This window comes from Pseudomonas sp. Irchel 3H9, from assembly GCF_900187495.1.
GTDB lineage: Bacteria > Pseudomonadota > Gammaproteobacteria > Pseudomonadales > Pseudomonadaceae > Aquipseudomonas > Aquipseudomonas sivasensis.
This window is the reverse complement of record NZ_FYDK01000002.1, coordinates 1,143,194-1,165,218: the sequence shown is the minus strand read 5'-3', so window position 1 is coordinate 1,165,218 and position 22,025 is coordinate 1,143,194. Positions and strand designations below refer to the sequence as shown.

Sequence of the window (22,025 nt, the reverse complement as noted above, 5' to 3'; positions counted from 1 at the left end):
CATGGCTACAACCGTAAATAGCGACCTGATCATCTACAACGATGAGGCGCAAACCGCATACCTGGAGCGTGTCCAGGACAACCTGGATGTGTTCAACGCATCGTCCAACGGCGCGATGGTGCTGGACAACGAACTGATCGAGGGCGACTTCCGCAAGCGTGCTCTCTACAAGCTGAACGGATCGCTGGAACACCGTGACGTCAACTCTGATGGCAAGGTTACCGCCAAGAAGATCAGCGCCGGCGAAGCTGTAGGCGTCAAGGCTCCCTGGAAGTATGGCCCGTACCAGACCACCGAAGAGGCGTTCAAGCGCCGCGGTCGTCCGGTCGAGGAGTTCTCCCAGATCGTCGGCGCCGACGTTGCTGACGCGACCCTTGAAGGCTTCATCCAATACGCAACTGCTGGTCTGCGCGCGGCCATCGGCTCCAACGCTGACATGGTGGTTTCGGCCAACATCGAAACCGACGGCAAGAAGACGCTGACTCGCGGCATGCGCAAGTTCGGCGATAAGTTCGGTCGGATCGCACTGTGGGTCATGCACTCCAGCGCCTACTTCGACATCGTTGACGAAGCCATCACCAACAAGATCTACGAAGAAGCTGGCGTCGTGATCTACGGCGGCCTGCCGGGCACTCTGGGCAAGCCGGTACTGGTGACCGACACCGCGCCGGCGGATGTGATCTTCGGCCTGCTGCCAAACGCCGTAACCATCACCGAGTCGCAGGCGCCGGGCTTCCGTTCCTACGAAGTGAACGACGAAGAAAACCTGAGCATCGGCTACCGCGCGGAAGGCACCGTAAACATCGATGTGCTGGGTTATAGCTGGAAAGCCACCACTGGCGGTTCCAATCCAACCCTGGCTGCCGTGGGCTCCGCTGCCAACTGGGTCAAGCATGCGGGCAGCAACAAAGTCACCGCCGGCGTGATGATCACGCTGACCGCAACGCCTCCTGTTACTGGCGGTTAAGCCTCAAACTCAACGTGCGGTCAGAAATGGCCGCCTTGGAGAAACACATGGAACTGACTTACAGCAACCAGCTGAGCGGCTTCGACCCGGAGAAGCGTTACCGCAATCCGGAACACTTCGATAAGCCCGAAGCGGGTGTGACCAGCGTGCTGGTGATTGGCGATTGGCCGAGCGTGGTTAATGCGTACGAAGCAGCCGGCATCGATGTGTCGGTGAAGGAAGCCAAGCGGGCGCAGATTGTTGGTGCGGGCAACCAAGCCGAGCTGGAAAAGGTGATCGCGGCTTTGCGTGCTGAGCATGGATCGATCCAGATCCTTGTTGGCGGCCTGGAAGCTGGCGAAATCCATCGTCCAGAGTCCGGCGAACTGGCGTTGCGCTTGTTTGACGTGCTGGGCACCATTCATGCTTCGGTTGATGAGTTGACCACTGAACGTGACGGCCTGGTCTTGACTGTCGACGCACTTCGCGGAGAGGTTGAAGCGCTGAAGAAGTCTGCCCTCACGCCGCCGGCTGACGAGGCCGGTGAAATCGCAGCGCTTAAACAAAGGCTCGATGAAGCCAAGGTCCAGTACCGGGCCAACGCCTCCAAAGAATCCCTGGAAAAGCTCGTCGCTGAGCTGCCCAAGGAGTAATACTGCTGGCTGTTGGTGATCCGGCGGCCAATCTTCAAACCATTCCAGCGAGTTGACGCATGACACTCATCATCGAGGACGGCACCGGCAAGCCTGACGCCGAAAGCTACGCGAGCGCCGAGGATCTGGCCATGTATGCCGTGAAGTTCGGCACGGTCATCCCCGCTGGTGTTCCCGAGCAGGAAGCGCTGCTGCGCCGGGCCGCCTTGGCGATGGATGGCATGACGTGGAAAGGGCGCAAGACGAACAGCGAGCAGGGACTTTCTTGGCCGCGCCGGGAAGTGCTGCTGGATCACGAGATCAAGCCGAACAACTACCTGCCGGCGCGCATTCAGTACGGGCAGATGGCCCTGGCGGCCGAGATACATCAGGACGATATCGACCCAGTCGACAAGCGCAAAGGCGCTGTGACGCTGGAGCGTGTCGAGGGAGCGGTAACCCGCGAATACGCGACGATTTCCACCACCAGCAACCGTTTGCTACCAGCAGCGCCTGATCGCCCGAGCGCTACGCAGTTTGCTGATTACCTTCTTAGGCGGGGCTTGTTTGCGGTACGTGCGTAGTGGTAGCTTTTTGCCTCGCTTATGGAGGAGTGACTTATGACTGCCAAGTTGTTTAACAGTGATACCGCCGCATGGGACAGATTTGCTGCTGCTGCGCTATCCGTAGTAGTCGACGGTAACGAATCGCCTGATCAAGCCGCGACAGCAGCTGCTCTTCTTGCAGACAAGCTCCTAGAGGAGCGTACGAAGCGGACGAAGGCGGCTTCAGACTACCTTTCAGGAAAAACCAAGTAAATCGAAGCCCAGCCATCGCGCTGGGTTTTTCATATCTGGAGCCACCATGGCCTTCTACGACGAAATGGCCGTGATGGCTCTGGAGATGATCACAGAGTTCGGCCAGCCTGTGACTATTAGCAAGACTGAGCCGGGAAAGTACGACCCGGAGACAGGCGGCGAAGCTCCTGGCGTGCCCATAGAGCAAGTCGCGCAGGGCATCCTGCTCGACTTCACCGGCCAAGAATTCCAGAACAACAGCCTCATCAAACAGGGCGACAAGAAGCTCAAGATTGCAGCGCAGGGATTGACCTGGGTGCCTGGTCTGCTCGACAAAGTCGTCGCCCAGGACCGCACCTGGTCAATCGTGCCCCCGCTGAAAGAGATCAACCCGGCCGGCACGCCGATCCTATATGAACTGCAGGTGCGGTCATGAGCCGCGCAGGCGCTGGCCAGTCCGGCAGCTTCGCTCTGAGCCTGGCTGAGTTCGCCGCGCAGACCAGCGAAGCCATCGACGCCAGTGTCCGCGAAATCATCATCGAGGTCGGCAGCAGCCTGATTCGCATGTCTCCTGTAGGCAACCCGGAGATCTGGGCGCAGAACGCTGTCGCGACCCAGTACAACAAGGCCGTCGACGAGCACAACGCTGAGCTGCGCAGCGATCCGGCCAACCTCACCAAAGGCAGCAGGCTCAAGAAAGGCCGCAAGCTCAACGACGGCATGGATATCGTTGTCCCGGAAGGCTACGTCGGTGGCCGATTCCGCGCGAACTGGCACATTTCCCTTGGCGTGGTCGAGAGCGTCACCTTCGACGAGGTTGACCCGGAAGGCAATGAAACTGTTGCCGCCTTGGTAGCCGCGATGAGCGACTTCACCGCCGGCCAGATCGCTTACATCATCAACAATTTGCCCTACGCAATACCGCTGGAGTTCGGCCATTCCACCCAGGCTCCCGGCGGCATGGTCCGTGTAACAGTGGCTCGCTTTCAGCAGATCGTGGTGGAGGCCATCAGGAACAACCAGGTATGAGTCACGCAATCATCGCCTCAATCTACGAGGCAAAGCTCATCGCCTGGAACGCTGCCAGGTCGGAGAAGCTGAAGATCGTCTTCGAGAACACGGCCTACACGCCGGCGGCGGGCGAGACGTATCTGCGGGCTTTCACGATCCCGGGCGACACTGCGAGCAACACGCTCGGGGGCGATCACCGGCTGTTCACCGGAGTATTCCATGTGAGCATTATCGCGCCGGCCGGCACCGGCAAGGCCAAGACTAATCCAATCGCATCAGAACTGACCGACCTGTTCCCTCTCTACGCGCGGGACACGAAGGGCGCGGTTACCGTGGTGACAATGTCGCCAGTTGACCAAGGGCCAGGCATCACTGGCGATTCGACCTACACCGTACCGGTCTCGTTCTTGTTCCGAGCCGACACCAACTGATCCCGCCCATTGGGCAAACCCAGAGACCCGCCATTGAGCGGGTTTTTTCACATCTGCAAAGAGGAAATACCCCATGGGCTACAAACTCCCGAACGGCGGCACCTTTCAGCACGCTGCAACCTACGGCGCGGCACTGGCGTTCGCTGCCATCAGCAATGCGAGCGAGGCGGTTGCTACTGTTGTCGGCGGCACCATTGCTGCTGGCGATATCGTTTTGCTCACTTCCGGCTGGAGCAAACTGGATAGCAAAGTGGTGCGCGTGAAGGCGGCCACCGCCACGGCTATCACCCTGGAAGGTATCGACACCACCGATACTCAGGTTTTCCCGGCGGCAGGCGGCGCAGGTACTATGCGCAAGGTGCTGACCTGGGTGCAGATCCCGCAGATCTCCGACGTGGCCTTCTCCGGCGGCGAGCAAAACTACCTCGACGTGGTTTTCCTCGAAGATGACCAGGGCAAACAGATCCCCACCGACAAATCGGCGGCAAGCATGGTGCTGACCATCGCTGACGACCCGGCCCAGGCTTTCAACGGGGTGCTGTTGAAGGCGGACGCCGGCAAGCAGATCGAAGCGGCGCGCCTGAACCTGCCCGGTAACGACACCCTGCTTTACGGCACCTACACGTCGTTCTCCAAACAGCCGGCGGTGTCCCGTAACAACCTGCTGACCCGTACCGTTAGCTTGGCCCTGCAGTCCGAGCCGACCCGCTACCTGACTGCGGCGGTGTAACCCATGGCCAAGATTCGTATTGCGCAGAAGGCTACGTTCAATGCGCCCGTGCTGATCCCGATCGTCGGCGGCGAACCCGAGAAGCTCGAGTTCACTTTCAAGTACCGGGATCGTACCGAGCTTGCCGCTCTTTTCGATGAGTGGAACGAGGCGCGGAACAGGGCGCAGGCCGCGCTGGGCGAGAAGCCTTCTTGGTCGGAAGTGGTCGCCGTGGACACCGAGCAGCAAACACAGCAGATCAAAGACCTGGTAGTCGGCTGGGGCTTCGATGACGAATACAACGACGACAACATCGTCGCATTCGTGAAGTCATGCCAGGGCGCCGCAGAGGCCGTCGTCAAGGCCTATGAAGGCGCGTATAGCCAGGCCCGCTTGGGAAACTGACCGACGCCGCCCGCGCCATGTACTCGCCGAGCGTGCCCGACGCGATTATCGGGATGTTCGGCCTTGCCCCTGGAGATCTGGTTGAGGAAGTGGAGGTCTGGCCCTGCAACTGGCCAGCCTTCCTGCTTTTCAACCGCATGTCGACCCAGTGGAGAGCAGGCGCCGGCGGTGCGATCGGCCTCGACTACAGCTGCATCCGCGACGTGGCCGGGTTCCTCGGCATCAAGAAAAAGAAACTCGCTGAAATCTTCCCTGACCTTCAGGTGCTGGAAGGCGAAGCCCTGCGCGTCATGGCGGAGGAAAGGGAAAACAGCCCGTAACCACGGGCACTTATTCAAGGTGAGTCGATGAATATTGCAGAGCTCGGCGTCAAAATCGACTCGGCCGATGCAATCCAGGCTAAGACGAGCCTGGACGAAATGGCGAAGGCCGGCGGCCGGGCCGAGCAGTCCGCTGTTTCGCTGATGAACGAAATGCAGGCGCTGGAGAAATCGCTTTCCGCCAGTGCCAAAACCACCCAGGACCTGGCAAAGCAGCGTGATGCTCTCGCCAAGCTGACCAAGACCGGCGCCTATGGCGAGGCGGAGGCGGCGAAGATCTCTGCTCAGTTGGACAAGCAGCAGATTGCCCTGGCCAAGTCCGCCCTAGACGAACAGAAGGCCCTGAACAGCCTGCTGGGTGCCATTGACCCGGCTCGGGCTGCACTGGCCAAGCTGGACACCCAGGTCGAGCAACTTGGCAAGCACCTGGATGCCGGGCGAATCAGCCAGGACCAGTACAACAGCGCCCTGGGTAAAATCGACAGGGATTACGCCAAGCTCGAAAAGACCACCACAGGATTCGACAAACTGCGTCTCGGCACACGTCAGGCCCAGGAGAACGTTGTTCAGCTCGGTAATGCGTTGTCGTCGGGTGACTGGGGTAGCGGCGTGCGTGCCGTGGCTCAGTTGGGCGCTGGTGCCGGGGCGGGCGCTGCTGGGCTGCTCGCGATTTTAGGGCCTTTGGCGCTTGCAACGGCTGCTGTTGGCGGTCTTGCATACGCTTACTACAAAGGCAGCGAAGAACAGGACAGCTACAACAAGTCACTGATCCTCACCGGTAACTACGCCGGTGTCAGCGCCGGGCAACTGGGCGACATGGCGCGGCAGGTCAGCGCAACCGTGGGCACTACAGGACAAGCAGCGGCGGTCTTGGCGATGCTGGCGGACAACGGCAAGATCGCCAGCGAGAGCTTCACCGGTATCACTCAGGCCGCAGTGTCGATGCAGGAAACCACGGGCAAGGCGGTCAGCGATACGGTGGCCGAGTTCGTGAAGCTGGCTGATGACCCTGTGAAGGCCTCAGCAGCACTGAACGAGCAGTACCACTACCTCACCGCTTCGGTTTACTCGCAGATTGCCGCGCTGGAAGAGCAGGGTGATCACGCGGGCGCCGTGAAGCTGGCCACCGAGTCCTACGCCGACGCGATCAACGAGCGCACGCCGAAGATTTTGGAGAACCTGAGCTTCTGGGAGAAGGCATACAACGCTGTCGCACAGGCGGCGGACGGTCTGAAAAACGCCGGCCGCCGAGACATCAACTCAGACATCGAGAATGCTCGTGCTGGACTGGCTGAAGCTCAAGGCATGGATGGCCTGTTTCAAAGCCAAAAGTCCAAGGATGCGTTGATTGAGTTTAGGCAAAACCGCCTGAACATGCTGGAGGACGAAAAGGCAGCTCAGGCGGACATTGCCAAGTGGGAGGGCGAGCAGGCCAAGGCCCAGGGGGCTGCAGTCACGGCAATGACGAAGGTTGATGCGCTGACCAAGTCGTCGTTGACTAATGAGCAAAAGCGGACAAAGGAGATTGAGGACTACAAGCAGCAACTCGCGGATATCCGCAAGGTTGCGCCAAATGATCCCCGTCTCCAGCAGGAAGTTGTCGATAAAAACATCTCCAACATCAACGCCAAATTTAAGGATCCCAAAGCTGCCGGCACGCAGGTCGACCTGACCAGCTTCAACAACGCCAAAAACGACCTGGCGGCGATCACCGACACCTACAAGAACTACCAGAAGGAGCTGGAGGCGGCTCAAAAGGCCGGCCTGCTGTCTGAGGAAGACTATCTGCTGCGGCGCCAGGCTCTGATCGGCAATCAGCTCGACCAAACCACGGCAGCATACGAGGCTGAGATTGCCGCACTGGAAGCGGCCAAGAGCAAGAAGTCCACGTCGGCTGCGCAAAGCACCCAGCTGGACCAGAAGATCGCCGACGCGCGCGCAGGCATGGTCAAGGCGCAGAAGGACGCTGACAGCCAGCTTGAAGTGCTCGCAACCAATGAGACCGGGCGCCTGGCAAAGCAAGAGCGGGCGATCAGTACGTACGTGCATGCGCTGGGTCAGCAACAGAGAGCCTTGGAGCTGGCGGGCCAGCGCGCAGTGCTCGGCGTAGGGCAGGGCGATCGACAGAACGCGCTCAGCGGCGAGCTGAATAGCCAGCAGGACCGTTTTGCTCAGCAGTCGCTGGAGTTGGCCAGCCAAAAGTCCGACCCGTCGCGCAACATGTCGGAGGAAGAGTTCAAGCGGAAATCCCAGGCGCTCGCCGACGCAAACAAAAAGGCGACGGACCAGATCCGGCAGAACTATGCGGATGTGGAAAATGCTCAGGGCGATTGGACCAATGGCGCAACTGCTGCGTGGGAAAACTACCTGGATTCTGCGCGTGACATCGCTGGCCAGACCAAAAGCCTATTCGGCAACGCCTTCAGCTCCATGGAGGACTCGATCGTCAACTTCGCCATGACTGGGAAGCTTTCCTTTGCGGACTTCACCAAGTCGATTTTGGCGGATATGGCGCGTATCGCGACCCGTCAGGCGAGTTCGGCCTTGCTTGGCAGCTTGGTTGGCGCAGCGGCCAGCTACTTCGGTGGTAGCGCTGCTGGCGGCGGTAATGGCATGGCTGCCGGTTCCGCTGGAGCTACATCGTCGAACCTCGGCGCGTCCTCGGCTGGCTACTCCAGCACTTACTTTCCCCAGGCTTTGGGCGGCGCATGGTCGGGCGGTGTGCAGATGTTCGCCGACGGCGGCGCGTTCACGAATTCCATCGTGAGTAAGCCAACCTCGTTTGGCATGGCGAACGGTGACATGGGGATAGCAGGGGAGGCCGGACCAGAGGCGATCATGCCTCTCACCCGAACATCCAGCGGAAAGCTTGGCGTTATGGCCATGGGCGGGGGCGCTACGGGAGGTACACAGATCAACGTCGAGGTGCACATCGATGGCGAGGGTAACGCCTCGTCCTCGGCTGATGCTCCCGGCTATGACCTGTTCGGCAAGGAGCTGGCCGCGTTCGTTGAGCAGAAATACCAACAGATGCGCAACAAAGACATGGGCCAGGGTGGCGTCATCAACAAAGCAATTAAGGGGCGCTGATGGCTATCGAACGATTCACCTGGGCGACGGAGAAGGGCGCAGAGGGTGATATAGCCCAGCGCGTTCGCTCCAAGAAGTTTGGCGATGGCTACGAGCAGTCGGTCGAGGATGGCCTCAACAACCGGTCGCAGTCCTGGCCGGTGACCTTCACCGGTTTGAAGGGGCGTATCAAGGACATCATGGCGTTCCTTGACCGGCACAAAGGGGCGAAGGGCTTCCTCTGGGAGCCGCCCCTGGGTGAGCTTGGCCTATACAAGTGCAACGGCTACAAGCCGGTGCATCGCGGCGGCCAGGTCTACGCGATCACCGCCACTTTCCAGCAAACCTTTCACCCTTGAGATAACAGCCCATGGCACTGATCACGGACATCCAGAAACTGGAGCCCGGCGGCGAGATTCGCCTGTTCGAAATCGACGGGACCGAATACGGTGCCGATTACCTGCGCTTCCACAGTCATGCTATCCCGCACACGCCAGAAGAATTGCTGGCCTACGAAGGCTCTGAAGAGGATCTGCCCGCCAAGTCGATTATCTGGCAGGGCCAGGAGTATGCGGCATGGCCGGTGCAGATTGAGGGCATTTCCTCGAGCAGTGACGGCACCGCCTCTCGGCCGACTTTCGCCGCCGGCAACGTCAACGGGCGCGTCACGGCGTTGTGCCTGGCCTTTGAGGACATGCTGAAGTTCAAGCTGACGGTCCGTGAGACGCTGGCCCAGTACCTGGACGCGGCGAACTACCCTGACGGCAACCCAACTGCTGACCCGACACAGGAAGCTCTGGAGATCTGGTACATCGACCAGAAAACCAGCGAGGATGGTGAGGCGGTGGTCTGGGAGCTGTCTTCCCCGGGTGAGATCGACAACCACGGTTTGCCCGGCCGACAGATGACGACGCTGTGCCACTGGGCCATGACCAACGGTTACCGGGGGCCGGACTGCGGCTACTCCGGCGCAGCCATGTTCGACGACGAGGACAGCTCCACTGACGACCCTGCCAAGGATCAGTGCAAGGGCTGCCTTTCATCCTGCAAGTTGCGCTTCGGCGAGAACAACGAACTGTCCTTCGGTGGATTCCCTGCCGTTTCCCTGATTGCCCGGAGTTGACCATGCGCAAGCACATCATTGCGGCCATCCAGGCGCATGCGGCGGCCGAGTACCCGCGCGAATGCTGCGGCCTGTTGATTGCCGTCCGACGAGCGCAGAAGTATTTCCCGTGCCGGAACATCGCCACGGAGCCTAACGAAGAGTTCCGGCTTGATCCTGAGGACTACGCCGCGGCCGAGGACTTGGGCGAAGTGATCGGCATCGTTCACTCGCACCCGGACGCAACCAGCAGGCCGTCACCGCATGACTTGGCCATGTGCGAGGCCACGGCCTTGCCCTGGCACATCCTGTCTTGGCCGGAGGGCGACATGCGCACGATCACGCCAGCGGGCAGCACGCCGCTGCTCAAGCGCCCGTTTGTGCATGGGGCCTGGGACTGCTGGCAGGTCTGCGCTGACTGGTACTCGCGTGAATGGGGTTTAGAGTTCGAAGCCTTCCAGCGCACCGATGGATGGTGGGAGAGTGCGGAGAACGCAAGCTTGTACGAGCAGCACTATGAGGCGGCGGGTTTTGAGCGTGTCGACCAACCTCAGCGCGGTGACATGATCGTTATGCAGGTTGGCCGGACAGCTCACCCGAACCACGCTGGCATTTACCTTGGCGTCGATCCGTCGTTGCCTGGTGAGGATTCAGGTGTGTTCGGTCCAGGCCCGTTCCTGCTGCACCACCTGTACGGAAGGCCGTCGGAAATAATCGTCTTCGGCGGCCCCTGGCATGACCGGATACGCCTGATGCTCAGGCACAAAGACTCAATACAACCAACATGACGCGGCATGGCCGCAGGAGAAGGATATGACTCAGCCGTTTGAAGTAACTGAAGATGGGAAAGTGCGCATTGCCGGCGCTGTAATCGGCGACAATGCGCCGGTCGATTAAAGAGGCCTGGCCCCTACGCCATTTTTGATAGCCTCTTCAACATTGCTGAGGTCACCACCAACAGCGTCGAGCGCAAGATTGAAGCCGCCAGAATCAGCCGATGGCTGCCGGGTGTTTTTGAAGAAATTGACGTACTTCTGCAGCTCTGCTGCGTCGTAGTCTGGGCGAGAGCGCAAGTAAAGCGATATTGCGCCAAACGCTGCGATGATCCCTGCCTCAGTAGAGCTTACGGGTGTAGCCATGTTGACCTCCAGGTCATAAACGCGCCGATATTGGCGCAACCCCAGTCCTTGGGCTTGCAGGCGTAGGACTGGGGAAATCCTTTTTAGGCCTCCTCGTAAAAAGAGATAGTTTCTTTCAGCGAGGCTGAAAACTCATAGATCTCGTCCAGCGAGTTGATAGGGTGGCGCGTTTCGACTTTGTCTTTGTCGAAAATTCCCAGATATTTTTGACTGCGATTGAAGTGAAGCCTGGCGATAGGTTTTCGATTATTGTCGTCTAGGAGGATACCGAAGTAGCTCTGTGTGTCTCTGCTAGCTATGCGCTTTGCATCTATAACAGTCCGAACAATCGCTTTGATAATATGGAACCCTTCAAGCTCCTCCATCGTCGTCAGAATGCGATCCTCAGGCTCTTCTTGTGCATCAGCCTGATTTTCGGCTACGACCGATTCAGCTAGCGTGGGAAACGTGGCTTTACTCATCGCTGACTTAAGCCTGTCGTTGATCTGGTCACTGAGAAACTGGGAAGCCGCCTTCCTTGTGAGTTGAGCAAATTGATCTCGAACTTTCTGGGTGATTACTCCTTCGTAGACTCGCGATGCGAAGAAACGAACGAAGTCATCATCAGGCTGGGTGAACTGCTTGGCCATTTCCTTTTTGATGTTTCCCACATACTTCAGTTCGCCAGCGGCATTAATGATCGAATCAACGTCGAAAGCGGATTTTGTCAGTTTTTGAAGCTCGGGGATGACATGCTCATCGATGTTGAGCAGGTCGATCTCAAGAAATGGCTTCTCGTCCATTTTGTTTGGAGCATCGAGATCGGTATAGAACCGATAAAATCTGCCATTTGTGAGGATGGAAATTCGCGCAGTCGTAACGTGGAAGTAGCGGAAGAGCTGGCTCGCATGGTTGATATTGAGCGGCTCGCCGACTTTTTTCGTTTCGATCAAAATCTGTATCTGGCCACCCTTCAAAATCGCGTAATCGATCTTTTCCCCTTTTTTCGTGCCGACATCGCACACGTATTCCGGAACGACTTCGGAGGGGTCGAACACATCGTAGCCCAGCACGGTATGAATGAACGGCATTACGAAAGCAGTCTTTGTTGCTTCCTCAGTTTGAATTGTCGATGCTAGCTGATTAACCTTCGCTGACATTGCGTTCAAGCGTTCTACAAAATCCATTTCTCTGCTCCGCTGCACGTTCATCCGGCTGGGCCGTAGAGGCGCAACGCTACTACGCCAAGCCATTGCCCCGCCACTGGCATTCCATCCACGCTGGATGCCTGGCCAGGTCCGGGGTACAGTGCTTGGAGTCCAAGCTTCTATTTCCACCCGAATCGCAAGGATGCCCAATGCGTAAAATCTTGATAGCTCTGTGGCTAACTATTCCCACGCTCCTGCTGCCTGGCTGTTCAGCTGTGTCGACTTTCGACAAGTACGCAACTCTGCGCTTTTATGAGTTCAATCGAACGGACATTCAGTACAGTCGCTTTGATGGTGAGTCAGGCATGCTGAGTTCTAATCCCAATTTTCGGAATAGAATGCTGCCCGCACGGATAGCCGATAACAATCAATGGCTCGACTTCACCGATGACATGGGGCAAATTTTAAAGACGTTTGGTAATACCTTACATCGCGACACATTTCCAGCTGGGCTGGAGCCGATTAAAGAGTTTGTTGCCTGGAGTCAGCTTCCGCCAATGCAGCGCCTGAATATGCGCGATACGTTGAATGCCAAGCCTGAGTTCACGTCGATTAAAGCTCGACTTGTTCTTGAGCGCGGCACGGGGGAGCCGCTGCTTGTTTTTACAGTCAGTTCGCTACCTTGGGAGACAGCCCCGCAGTATGCGATCGATAAAGTTAACGCCGTCAGAATGCTGGTTAATGCCCAGATCTGGTATGAGATTTTGAAGTAGCAGGTTTCCGAGAAAGTCGATGGCAGATCTGGCAGCCCAGCCCCGCGCTGGGCTTTTTGCATCTCCCCCTCAGTGCTACAGTCCCGCCAAACCTAATAGAGAAGGCCCAGCCAAGCACCAGGCTTTTTTGTTTCACGCACCCCTAGTGTACAGTTGAGCTTTCTCAGGGAAGTGAGCGAATGTCTAAAGTGATCGTGGCTGTGTTGTTAGGGTTTTTTTCTTCGTTTGCGATGGCGGATGTGGTCAGCGATAACTTCAAAGCAATGGCCGAAGCTGCAGACATCGCGGCTGATTTCGGAGAGAAATGCGTTGCCGAGCATAAGGCGACCAAGAGCAAAGCCAATTGCGTAGCGTTTGAAAAAGCATGGAATGATTTCAGGCTCAAACAGCAGACATGGCAAAAATCGTTCAATCAAAATGGCGCGATCGCCCAGGCTTCTGCAACAGCTGAAGAACACGCAGCGTTTCAGGCAGATATGCGGCGAATCAATCCTGTGCTCATTTACATCGCTTCCCACGAAGATGAGTTCCCTTTGAGCTAAAGGCGCGTCAGTCATGGCTTCATTTGAAATTATAGAGGGAACGACATGCGGATTTTGATAGCTGCGGTAGCGGTGGTGATGTTGGCGGGGTGTATGGCGCCAACCATGAACGAGGCTCGCCAATCTGGCCCATACAAGGTTCTCACTTCCAAAAAACCGGACGCCGCGCTCGCCAAATGCGTCCAGTACGAATGGCAGAACCAGTCGATCTTCGGCGGCACGCCTGGCGCAACTCTTCAGCCTGGCCGCGATACGGGTTACACCGTGTTCACCGAGGGATCCCAGTACTTCGTAGACATCCAGCCTAAAGGCTCAGGGGCCGAAGCAAAGTATTACGTGGTGGTCGGAAACTGGATTGCGAATAAGCGATTGGCAGCGCTGCAAGGCTGCCTATAGTCCGCACCACCTCATCAAAGGCTCGCTTCGGCGGGCTTTTTTATTGTCCGGAGAAAAGTCAATGGCAGCACTCGCCATCAATTATCAGCCCATGACCACGATCCTACTTTACGGTCAACTTCGACAGTTTGGCCGGTCCTTCCGCATGGCTGTGAAGTCGCCTGCAGAGGCGATAAAGGCGCTGTGCGTCCAGATCCCCGGATTTGAACGCTTCCTGTCGAACGCCAAATCACGAGGCATTGAATTTGCCGTCTTCCGAGGAAAGACGAACCTGGCAGAAAATGAGCTTGTGTTCGCGGGCGGCGGCGATATTCGAATTGCCCCGATCATCACCGGCAATAAACGCGGCGGGGCGCTGCAAACCATCATTGGAGCCGTGCTGATCGTTGTCGGTCTTGTCATTACTGGCGGCACGTTTGGCGCGGGAGCACCCTTCGGTTCCGCGCTGATCATGATGGGCGGATCGATGGTGCTGGGCGGCGTTATCCAGATGCTCAGCCCGCAGGCCGGCGGCCTCAAGACCAACGCTGCGCCCGAGAACACACCCGGCTACGCCTTCGGCAGCGCCAAGAACACCACGGCATCGGGTAACCCGGTGCCGCTCTGCATCGGCGAGCGCCGTTGGGGTGGAGCTATTATTAGCGCCTCCATCTACGCCGAAGACCAGATGTAGTTTATTTCCGCAGACCGCAGCCGCCCATGAGGCGGTTTTTTATTGCCTGGAGAAAAGCATGGGCGCAGTACGCAAGATTGACATCCACGGCGCCAAGGGCGGCGAAAACAAGCCTAAAACGCCGACGGAAGCTCCGGACAGTCTTCGCTCTGTCGCCATTGCCAAGATGCTCATCGCTATTGGTGAGGGTGAGTTCGAAGGCACGCCGACTGCGCGTGACATCTACCTGGACAACACCCCGCTGCAAGACCCCCAGGGCAACATGAACTTCCCAAACGTGAAGTGGGAATGGCGCACCGGGGCGGTGGACCAGACCTATATTCAGGGCATTCCGTCAGTTGAGAACGAAACCACTATCAGTACCGAGTTGCGCAGCGGAATGCCGTGGGTTCGAGCTATCAGCAACACTCAGCTTTCCGCTGTACGTGTGCGCTTTGCCTGGCCAGCACTCCAGTCCGTAGATGCCAGCGGCAATATTGATGGCTACCGGATCGAATACAAGGTTGAGTTGGCCACTGATGGCGGCGCCTATCAGCAGGTGCTTAGCGAAGCTGTCGAAGGGAAGAAGGCCAGTCTTTATGAGCGCACACGCCGCATTGATCTTCCAAAGGCGACTACTGGCTGGTTGATGAAAATTACGCGCCTGACCGTCAACCAGAACAACAACAAAATCTCCGACACTATGCAGATCGCCGGATTCACCGAGGTGATCGACGCCAAGATTCGTTACCCGAACACCGCGCTGCTGTACATCGAGTTTTCTGCCGAGCAGTTTCGCAGCATTCCCGCCGTTACCGTGCATTGCAAAGGTCGTAAGTGGCAGGTGCCCAGCAATTACGATCCAGTGTCGCGCACGTACAGCGGAATTTGGGACGGAACACTAAAAGAGGCCTACACCAACAACCCGGTTTGGGCTACGTATGGTATTACCCTGAGCGACCGTTTCGGCCTTGGACGCCGCATCAAACCCTGGATGGTCGACAAGTGGGAGCTTTACCGCATCTCGCAGTACTGCGACCAGTTGGTGCCAGACGGGAAGGGTGGCCAGGAGCCGCGCTTCATCTGCAACTTGAACCTGCAGAGCAAGGCCGACGCCTGGTCGCTGCTGCGCGATATCTCCGCGATCTACCGGGGCATGACCTACTGGGCCCAAGGCCAGGTGTTCACACTCGCGGATATGCCGCGCGCCACTGACTTCGACTTCGCCTACACCCGGGCGAACGTCATCGACGGCAAGTTCACTTACTCCAGTGCGTCGGAGCGCACCCGCTACACTCGGGCGCTGATTAGCTACGACAACCCGCTGAATAACTACGACACCGATGTCACAGCTGTGACCGATGCCAAGCTGCAGCGGCGCTACGGCGACAACCCGCTGGAGATCAGCGCCATTGGTTGCACCCGTGAATCCGAGGCGCAGCGCCGCGGCAAGTGGGCGCTGCTTACCAACTCGAAGGATCGGGCCGTTACCTTCAAGGTCGGCCTCGATGGACGCATTCCGCTGCCTGGCTACGTGATCCCGATCGCTGACGAATTACTTGCGGGCCGGCCGGTGGGCGGGCGCATCTCGGCGGTTAATGGCAAGGTCATCACCCTGGACCGCGACACACAGGCCAAACCCGGTGACCGGCTGATCCTCAACCTGCCAGACGGCAAGTGTGAGGGCCGTACCGTGCAACTGGTCAGCGGCCGGCAGGTCACCGTCACGGTGGCTTACTCCGTTACGCCAGAGCGCGAACTGGTGTGGGCGCTCGATGCTGACGACCTGGCCATACCGCTTTATCGGGTGGTGAGCGTGGCGCGGCCAGAGCCTGGCGTGTTTGAAATATCGGCCGTTCAGTACGACCCGAGCAAGTTCGATCACATCGATACCGGTGCCCGGCTGGAAGAGCGGCCTATCAGTGTTGTGCCTATCACTGTCGTTCCGGCGCCGGCGAGCGTCACCATCACGTCGAACTACTCGGTGGACCAGGGTCTGGCGATTAGCACCATGAACATCTCGTGGCCCGCCGTGAACGGCGCGGTCGCGTATGAAGTGGAGTGGCGGAAGGACAGCGGCAACTGGATCAAGCTGCAGCGCACTGGCGCGACGAGCGTTGACGTCACCGGCATTTACTCGGGCGCCTATCTGGCCCGGGTTCGGTCGGTGAGCGCCTTCGAGATCTCCTCGATCTGGAAGAGCTCCAACCTGACCAACCTGGAAGGGAAGGTTGGCTTACCGCCGGCGGTTGCGTTCCTGCGCACCACCAGCGAACTGTTCGGCATCAGCATCAAGTGGGGCTTCCCACCAGGTGCAGAGGACACCCAGCGCACCGAGCTCTGGTATGGGCCGGCCAATGACTTGTCGTTGGCCACCAAGCTTGCCGACCTGGCGCATCCGCAGGCCGACTACCGCATGCAGTCACTGTTGGCTGGCGCAACCCTGTTCTTCTGGGCGCGCCTGGTGGACCGCACCGGCAACGTGGGGCCGTTCTACCCGGTTGGCAAAGGTGTGATGGGGCAAGCCAGCTCGAATGCTGCTCCGGTGCTGGAGTTGATCAAGGGCCAGGTCGGCCGCACGGAGCTTGGCCAAGACATCATTGGCGAGATCGACAAGATCCCTGGCCTGCAAGATCAGATCACCGCTTTGGGAGGGCTGAAGGGGTACAACAAGGACGTCACCTACCTCAAAGGCCAGATGGTGGTGGTAGGGGGGCGGATCTACCAAGCCGCTCAGGCTGTGCCGACCAACAAGCCGCCACCGAATGCCACCTACTGGCTGGATGTTGGCCAGTCGGTAGAGACGGCGAACGGTCTGGCACTGCAGGTCTCCACCAACACCACCGATATCACCAAGCTCGGCGGCGTGGTGACGGCTTCAGCGTCGAGCCTTCAGGCGTTGCAGGCGTCTTTCCGGGACGATAACGGGGAGGGCGACCAGATCGACGCGCTCCAAGGCTACAACGCTACGGCCAGCTTCCTGGAGGAGGTTAAGACTCGCGCCTCGCAGAACGAAGCCATGGTGCAGCGTCAGGCCGAACTCACCGCGTCGGTGGGCGACGTCGCTGGTACCGTGACCGACCTGGAAAGTGTCGTGGCCACGGATCGCGAGGCTACAGCCCAGGCTATCCAGCAGCTGCACACGGATGTCGAGGGGAACACCTCCGACATTCAGACGCAGTCCCAGATCGTCAGCAATATCGCCGACAAGGTGAACCTGTCCTGGTCGGTGAAGATGCAATACAACTCCGCGACCGGGCAGTACATCACCGCCGGGGTGGCGCTAGGCATTGAGAACGGCCCAGCGGGCTTGCAAAGCCAGTTTCTGGTCAGCGCGGACCGGTTCGCCATCGTCAACACTATCGCCGGCGGCGCGATCTCGGTTCCGTTTGCTGTGCAGGGCGGTCAGGTGTTCATTAACTCGGCTTTCATCCAGGATGCTTCGATTGGCGTAGCAAAGCTTACGCAGAGCATCCAATCGGCGAACTACGAGCCAGGAAAAACCGGGCTGATGATCAACTTCGTCACTGGCGAGTTTGAGCTTAACAGCACGTTGGGCGTTGGCGGTCGCCAGACGATCAACAATCGTGGCGGCAAGGTTTATGACGAGAACGATATCAAGCGCTACCAGTGGGGAGACCTTTCCGCATGAACTACGGGGCAAGAGTCTGGGGGCCGACCGGCCTGCTTGAACTGGATGAAAACTCATTCACTGTCCGGATTGTTTACTCGGAAATTGTGCAGGTGGGCGTTCCAGCCCCAGGGAGAACTCGCTACATATCTATTCCGGGTGTAAACCCGGCCACACACACCGCTGTCTGCGTTCCGGTCGCTGCTTACGACACGTCCGGACAGAGCTACTACGCGATTCAATACACCCCAGTCGTAGGGGTGGACGGAGTGGTCATCTACTTCGGCAATCCAGCAAGATCGAGCGGTCCTCTTGGGCTTTCTCCTCAACGTCTTTTGGTCATGAGGTATCGCTAATGACGTTTGGTGTAACGTTCACAAACAACAGCGACGTCGTTACCCTTGATTCTGAGTTTGCGAGGCTTGTTGTTCTGGAGAAGGGGGCGTGGAGCGGTAACGGATCTGGTGTCTACGTACCATTCTCTAAACCAATTACAACAAGTGAGCCACCCTTAGTTTTTGTCAGACCGAACCTATCGGTAACTCTATGTTTTTGTGTAGTGCAGGGATCGGCTGGAGCTTGGACGGGATTTTCTTTTTCGGGGATTGTGGGTCAGGGGACTTCTGGAAATTGGTTTGCCGCTGCCTTCAAGTCAGAACCAACTGCAAAGTTTGGATTCCGAATTTGGGATGGGTCAACAGAGCTTCTATTTGACAGCGGTACTCCCTGCGCACAGTTTACGAGAACGATAACCGGATGGACCTATCTCGGCTCATCCTCCACTGGGCAAGGGACTAATCGCCTGAGCTGGACTGCCGCATCGAGTCTAGCGTCCGGGGATTATATGCTACTCAATAATATTGCAATGGATATTGCTGGCGGCACTTCCCGGCAAGGCAATATGTATGCTGTTTGGGATTACCAGAACGACAGACTTGTAATTCAATCTGTGGGAGTTGATTTGACAACATCACTTTATATTCCTGTTGTTTTCGCTAAGCCAATCTCTTAGCTGCTGGAATAATTAGTAGAACTCTATAGCCGCCATGTGCGGTTTTTTATTGCCTGGAGAAAATTATGGGTTGGTATAGGGCAGGCACTGTTGCCGTCACGAATGGCTCGACCGCTGTTATCGGTACGGGTACGGCCTTTATCGCCAATGCTCGTGTAGGCGATGGATTTCGTGGGCCAGATGGTGCGTGGTACGAGATCAACAACATCGCAAGCGACACGGCGCTATCTATTGCCACCAATTATCTGGGGCCCACCCTCGGTAGCGGTATCTACGCCGTAATGCCCGTGCAGGGCTATAACAAAGATTCCGCAGACCAGTTGCGCGCAGCAACAAAAGTTATTGCAACAATTCCTGAAACTAAGCAGGACAAGAACAACAACCTTACTGCCTTGTCGACCCTTGTTGGTGCCGCTGATCGCCTCCCGTACTTTACTGGGGCGGGGGCTCTATCCCTTGCAGTAATCACAAGCAAAGCCCGCGCACTTCTTGCCCGGAGCGATACCGCAGCTATGCAGGCAGAATTAGCCCTGGTTCCCGCAACCTCACTTACAGATCGCACTGCAGGACGGCTACTGATTCCCGGGTGGCTGGGTCTTGGGGATGCTCTACCAATCACGCCGGGGCAGGATTACAACACTCTTACCCAGCCCGGTGAGTACTTCTACGGTTCCGGCGCTGCCCCGACGAATGCCCCAATTGTCCCCGCGCACTTGATTTCCGTTAAGGGGAGAGGTCTCTACCCATACCAGGAAGTTCGTCCAATTTACGGTAATGCTCTTTGGCAACGGAGTGCCAAAGTAGCTAACCCTACTGCTGCTGCGGCTGACTGGAACGGATGGGTTCCTTACGTTACTGGCTTCAATATGACCAATGACCCGCAGTCAGATGCGGGTGGAGTCATCTCCAGCGCGGTGGTTAGCGGCTTCCGTGTTGAAAAGTTTGCTAACGGCACGATGTGTGTAACCGGAAAGATGGCCTTAGCAAGTCAGGCAGCCAACAGTTTTGGATACCAAACTCTGACCTTGCCTGTCACGTTTCTCAACACCGCAAACATGATGCCGGGACTGACCTGTAACGCCCAATCTACGGGTGACTCGTATGGCGTAGTTTTCCAGAGGGCAGCGTCGACTAGTTCAGTACTGTACGCGGTCAGGAACGGTGCAACCGCCCAGGCATTTGAAATAAACGTATCGGTGCGGGGTACTTGGAAATGAAGATCAAACTTTGGGCAGCGCTCATGGACGAAACGCTGGAGGCCAGCGTGCAGGGCGACGTTATCACTATCAATGGCGAGGCTATCGACCTCTCCGGCATTCCAAGTGGTTACCGCCTGCCAGGCAGCGCCGTCGGCAATAAGTTTTTTGTCGAGTCGGATTACGTGGAGCGTATAGGCAAGACACTGCACTTCACTCTCCGTCTCCCTGTTACCTGGGAAAGTCCTGAAGAGTTCCGAAACCCGGCGGAACCAATAATCTTGGACGCGCGCAGCGGCCCAGTAAATTTTCCCGATACCGCGCCACCTGCGGCCCTTGCGGCTGTCGAACCGAGCGAATTATTGGAGGTGCCTGAAGATGGTGGATCTATCCAAGCTTGAGCCGGTGAAAACAGCTCAGGACGTTGCGGACCAATTGGATCTTGAGCAGGCGCGTGCTTACCTGCGCGAAACCAACTGGCACGCCTTTGCGCTGCTTGAGGATGGCACGCCCATTCCTAGCGAAATTGCCACGGCGCGCACCGTTGCACGGGCGACGATCTCACGTCTTGCACCCGCTCCGCTCAACTGAGTGATGGCGCAACACCCCCACCCGCCATAAGCGGGTTTTTTATTGCCTGGAGAAAAGTATGACCAATTCCGAAAAAGACCGGGACATCCTGGCTCGCACGTTATGGGGCGAGGCGCGCGGCGAAGGGCTGGAAGGCCAAGTCGCTGTGGCCTGGACCATCCGCAACCGTGTGTTCGACGGCAAGGACAAGTCTTGGTGGGGGGAGGGCTACGCGGGCGTGTGCATGAAGCCATGGCAGTTCAGCTGCTGGAACCAGAACGACCCGAACTATGCCTACCTCAGCGGCGCTAAACCGATCCCGGCTGCTCAGTTCGCCCAGGCCCAGCGCGCTGCTGACCAAGTTATGTCTGGCTCTGTACCGGACCCAACTGGCGGCGCCACGCACTACTACGCAACCACGATGCCCAAGGCGCCGGCCTGGGCGGCGAGGGCCAAGCAGGCGCTTCGCCTTGGGCACCACGTCTTCTTCAAGGATGTGCCGTGATGACGCCCGTGCAGAAGCTGGCCGGGCTGGTGCTGCTGATCCTGGTGCTAATGGCCAGCGCCGCCGGCGTCACCTGGCAGGTGCAGGACTGGCGAATGGGCAAGAAACTCGCTGAGCAGGCCGGCTTGCATAAGGATGACATGGCGGCGATCAGCAATGCCGCCGCTGCCCAGGCCAGAACCCAGCAGGACAAACGCCTGGCCACTGAGCGGCAACTGGCCGCGCAGGACCAAAAACACATAAAGGAATTATCCGATGCCCAACGTGATCAGGCTCGCATGCGCGATCGCCTTGCCACTGCTGATGTCCGGCTGTCAGTCCTCCTCGAGGATCCAGCCAGTGGCTGCGACGTGCCTTCCGCCCCCGGCGCCTTCAGCGTGGTTCATGCAACCCGTCGAGCCCAACTTGACCAAGCGCATGCTCAAAGAATTATCGCCATAACCGATGAAGGTGATAATGGGTTGATAGCATTACGAGCATGCCAATATTACGTCCGAGCTATAAACCAATCTCATTGAAATTGAATAGTTCGCATGAGATAAGCCGTGTTATTCGGACTCATTCAGCAGCGGGTTAGTGAAAAAAACGCACCCTATCAACGTTGCAAATAAAGCTAAAGTTTCTTCCAGCTCCGGGTCTTCAAATAGTATCGAACGCGAATCTAGGGCGCATAGAGCACCATATAACCTACCATCGGGAAGGAAGATAGGAACACCAGCATAAGTTTCTATCGCATACCGTTTAACCACTGCACGACTGGAGTATCTACCGTCTTCGCTGATTTTAGGAATAAATAGTGCCTTAGGGTCTCTCCTGAGCTCGCTGCAGAGCGTGATTTCCAGCTCTAGCGTGTCACCTGCCTCTATCCCCATATGCAACGGGTCGTGAGCTGAGCAGACCACCCAGTCTGTTTCGGTGAACTTCGCGACCCCAGCAAATCGCATTCCCGTAAGACGTGTTACGAGTTTTAAAATGCTGGAGATCGCCTCAATTTCAGCCAAAGCTGATCGTTCATCTAAACTGAGCATAGAGTGCAAGGTGATTTCAGGGCTAACCATAT

Annotated in this window: 28 protein-coding genes; 25 read left to right on the top strand and 3 right to left on the bottom strand. The window is 57.7% G+C overall.

The genetic code is table 11. The annotated features are described in order from the left end of the window. Position 1: 1 nt before the first annotated feature. The 14 genes from CKW32_RS11270 to CKW32_RS11205 all read left to right on the top strand — a co-directional run bounded on the left by CKW32_RS11270 (position 2) and on the right by CKW32_RS11205 (position 10,210). Positions 2-967 (top strand): major capsid protein, encoded by a 966-nt coding sequence (locus CKW32_RS11270; protein WP_042572010.1) that lies wholly within the window; start codon positions 2-4, stop codon positions 965-967. Positions 968-1,014: 47 nt separating this feature from the next. Then, positions 1,015-1,599 (top strand): hypothetical protein, encoded by a 585-nt coding sequence (locus tag CKW32_RS11265; protein ID WP_177434268.1) that lies wholly within the window; start codon positions 1,015-1,017, stop codon positions 1,597-1,599. 59 nt (positions 1,600-1,658) lie between these two features. After that, positions 1,659-2,162, top strand: a complete 504-nt coding sequence (locus tag CKW32_RS11260; protein WP_095184932.1) for a DnaT-like ssDNA-binding protein — start codon at positions 1,659-1,661, stop codon at positions 2,160-2,162. Between the two features lie 36 nt (positions 2,163-2,198). Then, a complete protein-coding gene (locus tag CKW32_RS11255) occupies positions 2,199-2,396 on the top strand; it encodes a hypothetical protein (RefSeq protein WP_095184931.1) in 198 nt (65 codons plus the stop codon). Positions 2,397-2,442: 46 nt separating this feature from the next. Next, positions 2,443-2,811: a hypothetical protein gene (locus CKW32_RS11250; RefSeq protein WP_095184930.1), complete on the top strand. Its 369-nt coding sequence runs from the start codon at positions 2,443-2,445 to the stop codon at positions 2,809-2,811. Beyond that, positions 2,808-3,404, top strand: coding sequence for a hypothetical protein (locus CKW32_RS11245; protein ID WP_095184929.1), 597 nt, complete (start codon positions 2,808-2,810; stop codon positions 3,402-3,404). The genes CKW32_RS11250 and CKW32_RS11245 overlap by 4 nt, the downstream gene beginning before the upstream one ends. Beyond that, entirely contained in the window at positions 3,401-3,817 is a 417-nt protein-coding gene (locus CKW32_RS11240; protein ID WP_095184928.1) for a phage tail terminator-like protein, read from the top strand. Before CKW32_RS11245 ends, CKW32_RS11240 begins: the two co-directional genes overlap by 4 nt. Before the next feature lie 73 nt (positions 3,818-3,890). After that, positions 3,891-4,547 (top strand): phage tail protein, encoded by a 657-nt coding sequence (locus tag CKW32_RS11235; RefSeq protein WP_095184927.1) that lies wholly within the window; start codon positions 3,891-3,893, stop codon positions 4,545-4,547. Between the two features lie 3 nt (positions 4,548-4,550). Beyond that, a complete protein-coding gene (locus tag CKW32_RS11230; RefSeq protein WP_095184926.1) occupies positions 4,551-4,931 on the top strand; it encodes a phage tail assembly chaperone in 381 nt (126 codons plus the stop codon). 17 nt (positions 4,932-4,948) lie between these two features. Then, positions 4,949-5,251 (top strand): DUF1799 domain-containing protein, encoded by a 303-nt coding sequence (locus CKW32_RS11225; protein ID WP_012724063.1) that lies wholly within the window; start codon positions 4,949-4,951, stop codon positions 5,249-5,251. A 27-nt stretch (positions 5,252-5,278) separates the two neighbouring features. Next, positions 5,279-8,341, top strand: coding sequence for a phage tail tape measure protein (locus CKW32_RS11220; RefSeq protein WP_095184925.1), 3,063 nt, complete (start codon positions 5,279-5,281; stop codon positions 8,339-8,341). Then, positions 8,341-8,679, top strand: coding sequence for a phage tail protein (locus tag CKW32_RS11215; protein ID WP_095184924.1), 339 nt, complete (start codon positions 8,341-8,343; stop codon positions 8,677-8,679). The genes CKW32_RS11220 and CKW32_RS11215 overlap by 1 nt, the downstream gene beginning before the upstream one ends. 11 nt (positions 8,680-8,690) lie before the next feature. Then, positions 8,691-9,443: a phage minor tail protein L gene (locus tag CKW32_RS11210; RefSeq protein ID WP_095184923.1), complete on the top strand. Its 753-nt coding sequence runs from the start codon at positions 8,691-8,693 to the stop codon at positions 9,441-9,443. A gap of 2 nt (positions 9,444-9,445) precedes the next feature. Then, a complete protein-coding gene (locus CKW32_RS11205; RefSeq protein WP_095184922.1) occupies positions 9,446-10,210 on the top strand; it encodes a C40 family peptidase in 765 nt (254 codons plus the stop codon). 105 nt (positions 10,211-10,315) lie between these two features. On the opposite strand, the gene CKW32_RS11200 is transcribed toward CKW32_RS11205, so the two are convergent. Together CKW32_RS11200 and CKW32_RS11195 are read right to left on the bottom strand one after the other, a co-directional pair. Beyond that, positions 10,316-10,561: a hypothetical protein gene (locus CKW32_RS11200; RefSeq protein WP_095184921.1), complete on the bottom strand. Its 246-nt coding sequence runs from the start codon at positions 10,559-10,561 to the stop codon at positions 10,316-10,318. An 83-nt stretch (positions 10,562-10,644) separates the two neighbouring features. After that, positions 10,645-11,727 carry a type I restriction endonuclease gene (locus CKW32_RS11195; RefSeq protein WP_095184920.1) on the bottom strand — a complete coding sequence of 361 codons (1,083 nt, stop codon included), beginning with the start codon at positions 11,725-11,727 and terminating at the stop codon, positions 10,645-10,647. Between the two features lie 170 nt (positions 11,728-11,897). On the opposite strand from CKW32_RS11195, the gene CKW32_RS11190 reads away from it, so the two are divergent. The 11 genes from CKW32_RS11190 to CKW32_RS11135 all read left to right on the top strand — a co-directional run bounded on the left by CKW32_RS11190 (position 11,898) and on the right by CKW32_RS11135 (position 21,483). Next, positions 11,898-12,461 (top strand): hypothetical protein, encoded by a 564-nt coding sequence (locus CKW32_RS11190; RefSeq protein ID WP_095184919.1) that lies wholly within the window; start codon positions 11,898-11,900, stop codon positions 12,459-12,461. A gap of 179 nt (positions 12,462-12,640) precedes the next feature. Then, positions 12,641-13,003, top strand: coding sequence for a hypothetical protein (locus tag CKW32_RS11185; protein ID WP_095184918.1), 363 nt, complete (start codon positions 12,641-12,643; stop codon positions 13,001-13,003). 105 nt (positions 13,004-13,108) lie between these two features. Then, positions 13,109-13,399: a hypothetical protein gene (locus CKW32_RS11180; RefSeq protein ID WP_256585304.1), complete on the top strand. Its 291-nt coding sequence runs from the start codon at positions 13,109-13,111 to the stop codon at positions 13,397-13,399. 61 nt (positions 13,400-13,460) lie between these two features. Continuing rightward, positions 13,461-14,072 carry a tail assembly protein gene (locus CKW32_RS11175; protein ID WP_095184916.1) on the top strand — a complete coding sequence of 204 codons (612 nt, stop codon included), beginning with the start codon at positions 13,461-13,463 and terminating at the stop codon, positions 14,070-14,072. 58 nt (positions 14,073-14,130) lie between these two features. Then, the gene (locus CKW32_RS11170; RefSeq protein WP_095184915.1) at positions 14,131-17,703 is read left to right on the top strand and encodes a host specificity protein J; all 3,573 of its coding nucleotides are present in this window, start codon (positions 14,131-14,133) and stop codon (positions 17,701-17,703) included. Between the two features lie 334 nt (positions 17,704-18,037). Then, positions 18,038-18,694 carry a hypothetical protein gene (locus CKW32_RS11160; protein WP_095184913.1) on the top strand — a complete coding sequence of 219 codons (657 nt, stop codon included), beginning with the start codon at positions 18,038-18,040 and terminating at the stop codon, positions 18,692-18,694. A 65-nt stretch (positions 18,695-18,759) separates the two neighbouring features. Next, positions 18,760-19,911, top strand: a complete 1,152-nt coding sequence (locus CKW32_RS28555; RefSeq protein WP_256585303.1) for a hypothetical protein — start codon at positions 18,760-18,762, stop codon at positions 19,909-19,911. Further along, complete coding sequence (locus CKW32_RS11150) at positions 19,908-20,291, top strand: hypothetical protein (RefSeq protein ID WP_095184912.1); 384 nt, start codon at positions 19,908-19,910, stop codon at positions 20,289-20,291. The genes CKW32_RS28555 and CKW32_RS11150 overlap by 4 nt, the downstream gene beginning before the upstream one ends. After that, the gene (locus tag CKW32_RS11145; protein WP_095184911.1) at positions 20,269-20,481 is read left to right on the top strand and encodes a hypothetical protein; all 213 of its coding nucleotides are present in this window, start codon (positions 20,269-20,271) and stop codon (positions 20,479-20,481) included. Before CKW32_RS11150 ends, CKW32_RS11145 begins: the two co-directional genes overlap by 23 nt. Positions 20,482-20,539: 58 nt before the next feature. Then, the gene (locus CKW32_RS11140; RefSeq protein ID WP_095184910.1) at positions 20,540-20,965 is read left to right on the top strand and encodes a cell wall hydrolase; all 426 of its coding nucleotides are present in this window, start codon (positions 20,540-20,542) and stop codon (positions 20,963-20,965) included. Then, complete coding sequence (locus CKW32_RS11135; protein WP_095184909.1) at positions 20,965-21,483, top strand: lysis system i-spanin subunit Rz; 519 nt, start codon at positions 20,965-20,967, stop codon at positions 21,481-21,483. Before CKW32_RS11140 ends, CKW32_RS11135 begins: the two co-directional genes overlap by 1 nt. 30 nt (positions 21,484-21,513) lie before the next feature. Here the strand turns inward: CKW32_RS11135 and CKW32_RS11130 are convergent, their stop codons facing one another. Next, complete coding sequence (locus tag CKW32_RS11130) at positions 21,514-22,023, bottom strand: GAF domain-containing protein (protein ID WP_095184908.1); 510 nt, start codon at positions 22,021-22,023, stop codon at positions 21,514-21,516. Positions 22,024-22,025 lie beyond the last annotated feature (2 nt).